Annotated in this window: 10 protein-coding genes; all 10 read right to left on the bottom strand. The window is 39.5% G+C overall.

From position 1 onward, the window contains the following. Positions 1 to 12: 12 nt before the first annotated feature. Positions 13 to 540, bottom strand: coding sequence for an HslVU peptidase proteolytic subunit (gene hslV / locus BAOM_RS07745; protein WP_119116571.1), 528 nt, complete (start codon positions 538 to 540; stop codon positions 13 to 15). A 25-nt stretch (positions 541 to 565) separates the two neighbouring features. After that, complete coding sequence (gene xerC / locus BAOM_RS07740) at positions 566 to 1,468, bottom strand: tyrosine recombinase XerC (RefSeq protein ID WP_127759780.1); 903 nt, start codon at positions 1,466 to 1,468, stop codon at positions 566 to 568. 59 nt (positions 1,469 to 1,527) lie between these two features. Next, entirely contained in the window at positions 1,528 to 2,835 is a 1,308-nt protein-coding gene (gene trmFO / locus BAOM_RS07735; protein ID WP_119116573.1) for an FADH(2)-oxidizing methylenetetrahydrofolate--tRNA-(uracil(54)-C(5))-methyltransferase TrmFO, read from the bottom strand. A gap of 695 nt (positions 2,836 to 3,530) precedes the next feature. Next, positions 3,531 to 5,606, bottom strand: a complete 2,076-nt coding sequence (gene topA, locus BAOM_RS07730) for a type I DNA topoisomerase (protein WP_127759779.1) — start codon at positions 5,604 to 5,606, stop codon at positions 3,531 to 3,533. A 271-nt stretch (positions 5,607 to 5,877) separates the two neighbouring features. Further along, positions 5,878 to 6,756 carry a DNA-processing protein DprA gene (dprA, locus tag BAOM_RS07725; RefSeq protein ID WP_127759778.1) on the bottom strand — a complete coding sequence of 293 codons (879 nt, stop codon included), beginning with the start codon at positions 6,754 to 6,756 and terminating at the stop codon, positions 5,878 to 5,880. Between the two features lie 155 nt (positions 6,757 to 6,911). Next, complete coding sequence (sucD, locus tag BAOM_RS07720; protein WP_127759777.1) at positions 6,912 to 7,814, bottom strand: succinate--CoA ligase subunit alpha; 903 nt, start codon at positions 7,812 to 7,814, stop codon at positions 6,912 to 6,914. Positions 7,815 to 7,834: 20 nt separating this feature from the next. Beyond that, positions 7,835 to 8,995: an ADP-forming succinate--CoA ligase subunit beta gene (gene sucC / locus BAOM_RS07715; RefSeq protein WP_127759776.1), complete on the bottom strand. Its 1,161-nt coding sequence runs from the start codon at positions 8,993 to 8,995 to the stop codon at positions 7,835 to 7,837. A 268-nt stretch (positions 8,996 to 9,263) separates the two neighbouring features. Continuing rightward, complete coding sequence (locus BAOM_RS07710; RefSeq protein ID WP_127759775.1) at positions 9,264 to 9,545, bottom strand: EscU/YscU/HrcU family type III secretion system export apparatus switch protein; 282 nt, start codon at positions 9,543 to 9,545, stop codon at positions 9,264 to 9,266. Then, positions 9,542 to 11,518 (bottom strand): hypothetical protein, encoded by a 1,977-nt coding sequence (locus tag BAOM_RS07705; protein WP_127759774.1) that lies wholly within the window; start codon positions 11,516 to 11,518, stop codon positions 9,542 to 9,544. Before BAOM_RS07705 ends, BAOM_RS07710 begins: the two co-directional genes overlap by 4 nt. Positions 11,519 to 11,541: 23 nt before the next feature. After that, positions 11,542 to 12,342, bottom strand: coding sequence for a ribonuclease HII (locus BAOM_RS07700; protein ID WP_373995320.1), 801 nt, complete (start codon positions 12,340 to 12,342; stop codon positions 11,542 to 11,544). Positions 12,343 to 12,496 lie beyond the last annotated feature (154 nt).

Here is a 12,496-nt window from a genome sequence, read left to right as displayed (position 1 = left end):
TGCGCTCCTCCCTTACAGCTCTTCTACAATAATATTTGAATTCGTAAACACACAGATTTCAGCTGCAATGTTTAATGCAGACTCTGCAATGTCTCTCGCCGATAACTGCTCAGCGGAAAACCGCTTTAAAGCTCGCCCTGCAGCTAGAGCGTAATTACCGCCAGAACCAATCGCTAAAATTCCATCATCTGGCTCAATCACTTCCCCTGTACCTGAGACAAGTAACAAATGTTTCCGATCCATTACGACTAACATCGCTTCAAGCTTGCGCAAAATATTATCACTGCGCCATTGCTTTGCCATTTCGACAGCCGCCCGCTGAAGATTACCATTATATTCTTCAAGCTTCGCCTCAAACATTTCAAATAAAGTAAAAGCATCCGCTACAGATCCAGCAAATCCCGCCAGCACATTACCGTTAAAAATCTTTCTCACTTTTCTCGCTGTATGCTTCATCACGACTGAGTTTCCTAATGTCACTTGACCGTCGCCAGACATCGCACATTGTCCATTATGATGAACAGCAAAAATGGTTGTCATAAGAATACCCCTTTCGAAAAGCGTATTAAGCCCTTGGATGTGTTGAATTATATACTTTTCTAAGCTGCTCTTTTGTTACATGCGTATAAATTTGAGTAGATGAAATTTTGGAATGCCCTAAAAGCTCTTGAACCGTTCTTAAATCCGCTCCATTATTTAATAAATGCGTGGCAAACGAATGCCTTAACATATGAGGATGCAGCTTCCCATTTGCCGCAGCTTTTTTAATGCATTCATTTAACACATAATGAGCTCCTCTAACAGTTAATGGCTCTCCACGATAATTAATAAACAAATAGGAATGAGATGTTCGATAAGAAGACATCGTCTCGGTACGTGCTATATTTATGTAAGTCTGTAGAGCCTCTTTAGCACATTGACCAAATGGTACATATCGATCTTTTTTCCCTTTCCCATGCACTAAAATCGTTTCAAGAGAGAAGTCAATATCTTGTAATTGAATGTTGCAGCATTCACTAATTCGAGTCCCTGTTGCATAAAGGACCTCTAATAAAGCAGCATCCCGCAAGCCCATCGGTGTGTCTTTATTTAAAGCAGAAAACAGCTGATTGATCTCTTCCTCATAAAGAAAACGAGGCAGCTTTTGTTCTTTTTTAGGTAGAGCTAAGAGGGAAAATGGATTTTCCCCCACCGTCCCTTCTCGTACTAAAAATTTATAAAAGGTTCGTAAGCAAGATATCTTCCTTGCAACTGTCCGTTTAGATAAATCTCGTTCATATAAAGTTGTTAAAAATAGACGAGCATCAAAATATTCAACCAACGCTAATTGCTGAATGTTCTGTGTCTCTAAGAACAAAAAAAATTCGCCAAGATCTCGTTTGTAATTATCAATTGTATAAGGTGAACAGTTCTTCTCAATTTGTAAATATTCTATAAACAATTGTAACGCTTTTTTCGTATCCACCATACATACACCTCTCAAAGGCTACTAAATCGTATCACACTTACTGACTGCAAGCAAATATTTCACAAACTTTTCATAAAGTTCTGAATTGTTTGTAAAGCGCGATTAGCATGCATTTCATATCGTTCTTTCTTCGACTTAATTCTAACACCAAGGTCTGGGAATAATCCAAAATTAGCATTCATCGGTTGGAATGTTTTTGCATTTGTTGACGTAATATAGTGAGCCATACTTCCAATCGCTGTTTCTTGTGGGAATACAATTGGCTCTTGATCCATCATCATTCGAGCCGCATTCATTCCTGCAACTAATCCTGAAGCAGCCGATTCCACATACCCTTCTACACCCGTCATTTGACCTGCAAAGAAAAGATCATCACGATTTTTAAATTGATACGTTGATTTCAATACTTTTGGTGAATTAATAAACGTATTGCGATGCATAACCCCGTATCGAACAATTTCCACATTTTCAAGACCTGGAATTAATCGAAGGACTTCCTTCTGTGGCCCCCATTTCAAATGCGTTTGAAAGCCTACTAAGTTATATAACGTACCTGCTGCATCATCTTGGCGTAATTGAACAACAGCAAAAGGTCTTTTACCTGTTTTCGGATCTTCTAGTCCAACTGGTTTCATCGGCCCAAACAGCATAGTCTTCTTCCCGCGTGCCGCCATTACTTCAATTGGCATACATCCTTCAAAGAAGATTTCTTTCTCAAACTCTTTTAATGGAACAGTTTCCGCTGTGATTAACGCTTCATGGAAACGATCAAATTCCTCTTCCGTCATCGGACAGTTTAAGTAAGCGGCTTCTCCTTTATCATAACGGGATTTTAAGTACACTTTATTCATATCAATGCTATCTTTTTCAACGATTGGTGCAGCAGCATCATAAAAATATAAATACTCTTCCTCCATAATCTCCTTCAAACTATTCGATAATGCTTGGCTTGTAAGAGGTCCCGTCGCAATGACCGTTGGGCCTTCAGGAATCGTTGTTACCTCTTCATTTACAACGGTTACATTAGGATGATTTTTCACTAAATCTGTCACACGTGCTGCAAATTCATGTCGATCTACTGCAAGAGCTCCGCCAGCAGGAACTGCACACGCATCGGCTGCTGCGATAATAACTGAATTGAGCATGCGCATTTCTTCTTTCAAAACGCCTACCGCATTCGTTAACGCGTTGCCACGCAAAGAGTTAGAGCATACAAGCTCTGCGAACTTATCAGTATGATGAGCTGGTGTTTGCTTCACTGGACGCATTTCATACAAACGAACTTGAATTCCTCGATTAGCCAGTTGCCACGCAGCTTCACTTCCTGCAAGACCTGCTCCAATCACATTAACTTTTGCTTCTTTCATTTTACGAACCTCCATATAAAGATATGATAAGAAAAGCACAAGGCGCCTTAGTTAATTCCCAATACACGAGGAAACTGGACGCAAAAAACCGTTTGATTAACACTATGATTTAGTACAGCCTGCCTTTAAAAAACACAGCGAGTGCCTCTCTTCTAGACAGGTCATGTTCATTTTATAGTTCAAATAAAATTATGATTTTGATCTACCTTCTCATATATTCACTCACAAATTTTCATTCATTATTTTACGGGAAATAGTGACCTCTATGTGCTTAGATGCGCGACATCCTTTTTTATTCCTAGACCGCAATTAAACATTATATCGTTAAACAAAAGGAATTGTCCACTGCATTGTACATCACCTTCGCTAAATAAAAAAGTTTTTCGATCTATCACCGTATTTCCTCCAACAATGCTCTGTTACATAACCTTGTTGGTTTTTGATTCCTTTAAACCAAAAATCGTACGAAATAACAAGTTCATGCACATAGTCCCCAACCAAAAGAATCCCTTTATAATTTCCCTAAAAAAGCGAGTGCCTTCTCCATTATCAAACTAATATACACTCATTAGACACCTCTCTTTTTTTAGACAATAAAAGGCCGCAAGCTTACATGATTGCCCTTCTTCCATCCTCTTTTATCTATCCGACCTACACAAAGAAAAGGTGAGCCTGGGCTCACCTTTTCTAACCATTTAACTTTGTGGCTCTTCTTTGTAATCACACTCTATACATTGAACTTGCATTCCTTTTTTCAACTTCTTCTCCACTAATATGCCTTCGCATTTTGGACAGCTTCTTGGTAATGGCTTATCCCAGGAAATAAAATCACAGCTTGGATATGTATCACAACCGTAAAAGAGACGACGTTTTTTACTTTTTCGTTCAATGATGTCGCCTTCCTTACACTTCGGACACTTCACACCAATTTTCTTTACGATTGGCTTCGTATTGCGACAGTCTGGGAAATTGCTGCAAGCCATAAACTTTCCATAACGTCCCATTTTAAAGACCATCTCATGACCACATTCTTCGCAATCTTCGCCTGCTGGTTCATCTTTGATTTCGATTTTCTCCATTTCAGCTTCAGCTTTTGCTAAATCAATGGCAAAGTCTTGATAAAATTCATCAATTACTTTAATCCATTCTATCTGGCCTTCTTCGACACCATCAAATTGCTGCTCCATTTTGGCTGTAAATTCAACATCTAAAATATCTGGGAAAAACTCACGAATAAGCTCTAACACAATTTCTCCAAGCTCCGTTGGCACAAAACGTTTGTTATCGAGCGTTACGTATCCTCGTTTCTGAATCGTATCCAGGGTTGGCGCATACGTTGATGGTCGACCTATTCCAAGCTCCTCTAATGTACGGACAAGCCTTGCCTCTGTATAGCGTGGAGGCGGCTGCGTAAAATGCTGCTTCGGCTCTACATCTTTCGAAAAATAGATGTCGTCTTCCACTACATCTGGCAGTAAATTATTTTTCTCCTCAACGGAATCATCAGTTCCTTCCACGTACACTTTCATAAAACCTGGAAACTTAATTTTCGAGCCATTAGCACGGAATAAAACAGGACCATTTTGAAGATCAACGCTCATCGTATCCATAACCGCTGCAGCCATCTGACTAGCTACAAAACGTTCCCAAATCAATTTATATAAACGGAATTGATCACGAGAAAGAAATTCTTTTACCGAACTCGGTTCACGTAATGTACTCGTTGGTCGCACAGCTTCATGAGCATCTTGCGCATTGGTTTGTTTCTTTTCTTTCCTCTGCTCTGCTTGCATATATTCTTGCCCGTATGTGCTTTCAATATATGTATGCACTTCTTGCTTAGCCACGTCCGAAACTCGTGTAGAATCCGTTCTCATATAAGTAATTAACCCGATGGTTCCTTCTTTGCCAAGCTCAATTCCTTCATATAATTGTTGAGCGAGCATCATCGTTTTTTTAGCACGAAAATTTAATTTCCGCGCCGCTTCTTGCTGTAAAGAAGACGTTGTGAAAGGCGCTGCGGGATTACGCTTACGTTCTTTTTTAGTTACACCTGCAATCTTAAACTCACTGCCCTCTAAGTTAGCTAGTACTTTTTTCACATCTTCTTCACTTTTTAATTCCGTTCGCTCACCATTTAAGCTGAAAAAAGCACCTTCGAATTGTTCCTTTCCTTTAACAAAATCCGCTCTAATGCTCCAATATTCTTCCGGAACAAAATCTTTTATTTCTTTTTCGCGATCAATAATCATTCGAACGGCCACAGATTGAACGCGTCCTGCACTTAGTCCTTTTTTTACTTTTTTCCAAAGCAAAGGACTAATGTTATAGCCTACTAAGCGGTCTAGAACACGTCTCGCTTGTTGAGCATCGACTAGACTCATATTAATTGGTCTAGGTGATTTAAACGATTCTTTAATGGCATCCTTTGTAATTTCATTAAATACCACACGGCAATCTGAATGAATATCTACATTTAAACTATGAGCTAAATGCCAAGCAATCGCCTCCCCTTCTCTATCGGGGTCAGCTGCGAGGTAAATTTTCTTTGCTTTTTTAGCAGCGGTCTTTAATTCCTTTAATACAGGACCTTTTCCGCGAATTGTTATATATTTAGGCTCATAGTCCTGCTCAACATCTACCCCCATTTGACTTTTAGGTAAATCGCGAACATGTCCCATTGAAGCTTTAACTTTATATTTTTTTCCTAAGTAACGCTCTATCGTCTTCGCCTTCGCCGGCGATTCTACTATCACTAAGTAATCTGACATTCAACAAGTCCTCCTCAAAGAGGTAATATAAATCTTCACTATTATTAATCATTCAAAATTCATTTGTCAATATCTCTTTCCATTGTTAACCTCTATCTAGACAAAAAGGGGTTTTGCAAAATTTATAACAATTTTACAAAAATTTCAACCCTTTTTATAAAAATTCCCTGTATAAATTGTATTACTTTTGCACATTCCCCCTAAAATTCCCCCTATATAAAAGGCTGGATTACAAGATATTATGAACCGCCCTATTGTTTAACAAAGTCGTTTAAAAAAGATTTGCATACTCTTCCTCGATATCTGAAGCGGCTAGCACAAGCTTGGCTCCATCCTGAATTAATTGATTAGTACCTGTAGACTGAGGACTTAAAATATTCCCAGGCAAGGCATAGACATCTCTTCCTTGCTCAAGAGCAGCCTGTGCTGTAATAAGTGTACCACTTCTTTTTCTCGCCTCTATAACAAGCACTCCTCTTGATAAACCGCTAATAATTCGATTGCGCACGGGAAACATCCATGGTTCTGCCCGTCTCATCGGAGGTATTTCTGACAACAAGAGACCTTGTTTCATCATTGTCTCTGCCAATTGTACATTCCTTTTCGGATAAATGTGCAGCAGCCCCCCTCCTAAAACACCGATGGTTTTTCCTCCTTCATTAAGGGTAACCATATGAGCAGCAGCATCAATGCCTGCAGCGACTCCACTAATAATAGTAAAGTTCTTCTCAACTAACTTGGGAAGAATAGTCTTTAATGCCCCTAGGCCGTATGTTGTCGGCGTTCTCGTCCCGACGATAGCTAATGTGTTCTGTTCCTTTAATAATTCTTTTCTCCCTTTCATATAAAGCACCCAAGGGGGGTCAAAGATTTGTTGAAGCAAATAAGGATATTCTTCGTCAAACATCGTTAAACACTGAATATGGCACTCTTCGTATCTCCTTAGTTTCTCCATAATAGAAAGCGAATGTAAATCACGAAAGAACATTTGCAGCTTATTTGAAGGCAACGGCACGATATCCTTCCATTCAGCATATGACTTTGTAAAAAGAGAAGATAGTAATGGATCGACTTGAACAATAGCTTGAATCGTTTTCCAACCAGCGCCGCGACAATGATGAAGATGGATAAGCTTGTCTTTTGGATTCAAATGAGGACACTCCTTACGGGGGATTTTTGAAGAAAAGTCGACGGCAAAAGCATGCAGTACTTTGCCAAGTTGACTTTTTAGTACACTTACGATTTATACCTTAATACAACAACGCCTCTGACTTAAAATAAGCCAAAGGCGGTTTTCCTAATTATTTAACGCACTTTACTAGCTTCATAAAGATCGTTCTCTTTTAAAACGGAAATCAAAGTTTCTCCAATGACAGACGGTGTAGCTGCCACTCGAATCCCGCATTCATTCATTACACGAATTTTTTCATCCGCCGTTCCTTTTCCACCAGCAATAATTGCACCTGCATGCCCCATGCGTTTTCCCGGAGGTGCAGTACGACCACCGATAAAGCCAACAACAGGCTTCTTCATATTAGCCTTCACCCAGCGTGCCGCTTCCTCTTCAGCTGTTCCGCCGATTTCACCAATCATAATAACAGCATGTGTATCCGGATCTTCATTGAAGGCCTTTAATACATCAATAAAATCTGTACCATTGACCGGGTCACCGCCAATCCCAACAGCCGTACTTTGTCCAATGCCTGCATTCGTTAATTGATGCACGGCTTCATAGGTTAATGTACCTGAGCGAGAGACAACGCCTATATGCCCTTTTGTATGAATATAGCCCGGCATAATGCCGATTTTACATTCATCCGCTGTAATGACACCTGGACAGTTCGGTCCTATTAATCTCGTCTTTTTGCCTTGTAAATATCGTTTTACTTTTACCATATCTAACACCGGAATATGCTCAGTTATACAAATCACTAAGTCTAGCTCAGCATCAACTGCTTCTAGGATCGCATCTGCCGCAAACGGAGCTGGAACATAGATAACAGAAGCGGTTGCATTCGTTTTGCGCACAGCTTCTGCAACTGTATTATAAACAGGAACCCCTTCGATTTCTGTGCCGCCTTTCCCCGGTGTTACACCCGCTACAATTTTTGTACCATAATCAAGCATCTGACTCGTATGAAACGCGGCTGTTGAGCCTGTAATCCCTTGAACAATAACCTTTGTGTCTTTATTAACAAAAATCGCCATAACATTCCCTCCTCCATTCATTAACCAACTAATGAGACAATTTTTTGCGCACCATCTGCCATCGACTCTGCGGCTGTAATATTCAAGCCGGATTCTCGTAAAATTTGTTTACCTAATTCAACATTTGTACCTTCTAAACGAACAACAAGCGGCACATCGAGACCCAATTCCTTCGCTGCTGCTACTACTCCCGCAGCAATAATGTCACACTTCATAATTCCTCCAAAAATATTAACGAAAATTCCTCTAACCTGACTATCTGATAAAATAATTTTGAATGCTTCTTTTACCTTTTCTTCCGTCGCACCGCCCCCTACATCAAGGAAGTTAGCCGGGTCACCATTATAATGTTTAATAATGTCCATCGTTGCCATCGCAAGTCCTGCACCATTGACCATGCAACCGATATTTCCTTCTAATGAAATGTAACTTAACTGATATTTAGAGGCTTCAATTTCTTTTGCATCTTCTTCATCTAAATCCCGATAAGCCATAACCTCTTTTTGACGATATAAAGCATTGTCATCAAAATTAAACTTGGCATCTAACGCTAAAACCTGATTATCTCCCGTTACAACTAACGGATTAATTTCTACAATTGAACAGTCTTTTTCAATAAACACTCTATATAATCCAAGCATGAACGTTACAGCTTTATTAATCACTTGATCTGGTATATTTATTTGAAAAGCAATCTTTCGCGCCTGATAAGGTACTAATCCAACAACTGGATCGATATATTCTTTAAAAATCTTCTCTGGATTCTTTTCTGCTACTTCTTCGATGTCTGTGCCCCCTTCTTCAGAAGCCATAAGTACGATACAATCGGAATCACGATCCAAAACAAAACCGATATAATATTCCTTTTGAATATCGCATCCCTCTTCAATAAGCAATCGTTTTACTTCTTTGCCAGATGGTCCGGTTTGATGCGTTACAAGTGTTTTCCCAAGAAGTTCTTCGGCATATGTACGCACTTCTTTAAGATCTTTTGCTACCTTCACACCACCGGCTTTTCCACGTCCCCCGGCATGGATTTGAGCCTTGACAACAACGACATCTGTCCCTAGTTCTTTTGCTGCATCAACCGCTTCCTCAACCGTATACGCAACTCGTCCGTTCGGTACAGACACCCCATATTTCTTTAAAATCTCTTTGCCTTGATACTCATGGATATTCATGTTTCCATCCCCCTTATTTCGAGAAAATATTCTCCAACAAGTTCTTCTCGCACAGCTTCTATATCAGTATATAAATAGGCTAATGTATTTCCTTTATAAAACAAGGGATTTAATAGCACTTTTATCATATACTTCCAATTTATTGTATAAAATGTTAAAAATATTGTCTACTATATTCTCTTATTTGGACCAGATAATTAACTAAAATAAAGAAAAAAACATAGCCTAAGCTATGTTTTTACTAAATCAACATTATATTAAAATAGTTTTATCTATTACGCGATTCTGCATCTCGATCCATTTTATAAATAAAGGCAAATACCTCAGCCACCGCGCGGTACAATTCATCTGGTATGGTTTCATTAATATCCAATTTCCCTAGAAGCTCAGTTAGTGACGGATCCTTTTGGACAGGAATATTTAGCTCTTTTGCCTTTTCTAAAATGTTCTCTGCTACCTTCCCTTTTCCTTTAGCCAATACTTTGGGAGCCAAGTCTTTTTCAGAATCGTACTTCAAAGCAATAGCTTCTGCTCGTTTATCCTCTATCATATTCGAACATCCACTCCATTGTAGGAACCAGCCACTGGATACGAAGTCGACTGGTTCCTTTTTTCCTTCCCATGTTTCATAAGCGTATTTTCAAATAATACACCAGATAATTTATAATTTAATTGTTCAAGACTGCTTCGTAAGAGACCGATATAAGGACTTGCCATGTTTTCTAATGTCTCACTCTGTTCATTCATGACAGCGACTTTAATCACTCGATTTTGAACTTGCATATCAATAACCGTTTCCTTTAATTGTTCAAGATCTAAGTAAAATAAAATTCTACAATAATTTGGATCAATACCACCTTCTTGTGTTCGACGGCCGCTCCATTGTAAAGTAACATCGGTTTCATATTTCCCTATATTTAATGGTAACGTCAGCAAAACATTTTGAAGCGGCCCATTTTCTTGTGACATAATTTGCTGAGCGGTTAAACGATTCACAATCTGTTCCGCCAGCTCTTTAATAACAGCTGGATGCTGCTGTTCCTGAAGCAACTTAAGCAGCAGCGGCTTTAACGTCACAAGCTCTTCTTCTAAAGCAGTCGGATTCGCATTTTGTGCATGCGCCAGTACATGCTCGAATTGTAGCCCTAATATTTTGACGATGTCCTTCAAGTGAGAATATACGGCTGTTCCTGTCGTCAAATCTGTCATTTGAAACTCTGATGCTAGTACTTGTAAAACTGCTTTTTCATGTGGTAATACTGAGCTCTCAGAGGGATTTTGTGAAAATGATAACAATTGGTTCGTTAAAGCCTCCTTCGCACCATTTACCTGTGAACGATTTGGATTCAACAAATTTAAAAATGATGTTAGAACAGATTTGCTCTCACTTTCAGTAACTAGCATTTCCACTATGTCCATCGTCAACTTTGGTAAATCAGTTTGCTGAGGATTTATCTTTAAAAGCGCAGCTGAATTGGCAGGCTGCTGAGCAAAATCGGCTGAGCTTACACTCGTTGCCGCTAGCTGTTGTCCTTGTACCAAGCTTGTTAATGGAGCTTTTGGCACTCCTTGTTGCTCAGCCAACCAGTTTGTCACATTTTGAAGATATACAGTACGATGATCTCCATTTTGTAGCGCTGTTTTATAATCAGCAAGCAGCTGCATCCCTTGCTGCCACTTCATAGCAAGCTCTGTTTTAGCCTGAGGGACATCGCTTATTTGTGAATCTGTAACTAGTTTCGTTAAAAATTCTGCTTCCGAAAACGAAGGAGAAATCAAACCAACTTTCTGAAGTAAACTAAATGCTCCTGCTTTAAGGTCAGGAGCTGCATCTGGACTTGCCCATTGACTTACAAGCTTCAATAAGCCTGTTTCTTGTAGATGTCCTTGTTTCGATATAACAAGCGACTCTAGTACTTCTTTTAATTGATGTGTTGTCGCTGTGCCAGTAGATGCTGAAGTGAGCTTGCCAAGCAAATCGCCAAGCATATTATGTAGAGATTCTCCTTTAGACTGGGCTAATAGAGCTTTAAAAACATCCTCAACAAAAGGCAATTGTTGAACATACATCGTTTTAATCGTCGCTAAGCCAGATTGAGAAGAGTCTGTTAATTTCAGCCATTGCAGGGCCGTTTGGAACGAATCTTTAGTAATGGGAAACTGATTTCTCATAAGAAACTCAGCAAGTTCTGCTGCCTCCGCATTCGCAGTTATCCCAAGGTGCACAATCAATTGTTGAGCGGCTGCTTTCATATTCATCGTCTGGGCGGCATGCGGTGTATCTAATACCTTTAACACAGGCTTCCTCTCATTAGATTGAACTTGCAGCCAATAGCGTTCTCCTGCTTGCAAAGGAGCTTCTAAAGTAGCGATAAGTTTTTGATTGCCAATTCGCACTTCGGCTATTTGATTCGGGTAAATTTTATTTACTTTCCCGAAAAAGATTTGTCCAGCTTTAAATGCGAGACCGGAATCTACATTTGTAGATGTATGGACTTGGGCCCCCATCGTTACAAATTGCACACTTCTCATCTCCTTCCATACAATTACCCACGATGAATCATTTCTTTAATAGGCGAAAAGCTTTTTCTATGCCATGGTGTCAGTCCATATCGGGATAGCGCCTCTAAATGTACACTCGTCCCGTACCCCATATTATGTTCGAAACCATATTCGGGATATTGCTTTGCATATTCCTTCATCATGCGATCCCGCGTCACTTTTGCAATAATCGATGCTGCAGAAATAGAAATACTTTTAGCATCTCCTTTAATAATGGAATACTGCGGAATGTCCACTTCAAGCTCCATTGCATCAATTAAAAGATGATTCGGTTGCTCGCGTAATTCAGAAATCGCGGTAATCATCGCTTTCTTCGTTGCTTGATAAATATTAATCGCATCAATTTCTTCATTATCAACAATGCCTATTCCGACCGCAATCGCTTCTTGCATAATCGTTTCATAAAACAATTCACGCTTTATTTCGGGTATTTTTTTAGAATCATTGAGTCCCGGCAAATAAAACGTCTCTGGCAACATAACCGCGCTCGCCACAACAGGACCTGCAAGCGGACCTCTCCCTACCTCGTCAATTCCAGCAATAAGCGCAAACCCTTGCTTTCGCAACTCTCGTTCATATTGAGACATAGTGATAAAATGCTGCTTTAATTGCAGCTCTTTTTCAAACGAACGCTCCCATTTCTTCACTAAATTGATAACACCTTTGCGCTCATCATGCTGACATTGAATGAAAAAATCATCATTCGGATTCGTAATCTCTTGTAATTTCAATGCTATTTCTTTAATACTCATACGTGTGTCCATATTCTCACCTGTTATATTCATTATCGGCTATCCCACTGTCATTCTACAGCATCTAATTAGAAAAAACGCCGCCCGGCCCTTGATTGATAGATATTAAATTTGAATAGCTATTAGCTAAGGGGGTCAGGTATAAAATTAGACACCAACACTTATCAAAAATTGCATGCTGTCTTAT

Origin of the sequence: Peribacillus asahii, assembly GCF_004006295.1 — a bacterium.
Taxonomy (GTDB): Bacteria; Bacillota; Bacilli; order Bacillales; family DSM-1321; genus Peribacillus; species Peribacillus asahii_A.
Note: the sequence above shows the minus strand (reverse complement) of the source record. Positions and strands in the feature narration are given on the sequence as shown.

What these genes read in the sequence shown, in the direction of transcription:
- xerC (WP_127759780.1), bottom strand. Translation starts at nt 1,468, where the DNA reads ATGGTGGATACGAAAAAAGCGTTACAATTGTTTATAGAATATTTACAA.
- sucD (WP_127759777.1), bottom strand. Translation starts at nt 7,814, where the DNA reads ATGGCGATTTTTGTTAATAAAGACACAAAGGTTATTGTTCAAGGGATT.
- topA (WP_127759779.1), bottom strand. Translation starts at nt 5,606, where the DNA reads ATGTCAGATTACTTAGTGATAGTAGAATCGCCGGCGAAGGCGAAGACG.
- BAOM_RS07710 (WP_127759775.1), bottom strand. Translation starts at nt 9,545, where the DNA reads ATGATAGAGGATAAACGAGCAGAAGCTATTGCTTTGAAGTACGATTCT.
- trmFO (WP_119116573.1), bottom strand. Translation starts at nt 2,835, where the DNA reads ATGAAAGAAGCAAAAGTTAATGTGATTGGAGCAGGTCTTGCAGGAAGT.
- sucC (WP_127759776.1), bottom strand. Translation starts at nt 8,995, where the DNA reads ATGAATATCCATGAGTATCAAGGCAAAGAGATTTTAAAGAAATATGGG.
- hslV (WP_119116571.1), bottom strand. Translation starts at nt 540, where the DNA reads ATGACAACCATTTTTGCTGTTCATCATAATGGACAATGTGCGATGTCT.
- BAOM_RS07700 (WP_373995320.1), bottom strand. Translation starts at nt 12,342, where the DNA reads ATGAATATAACAGGTGAGAATATGGACACACGTATGAGTATTAAAGAA.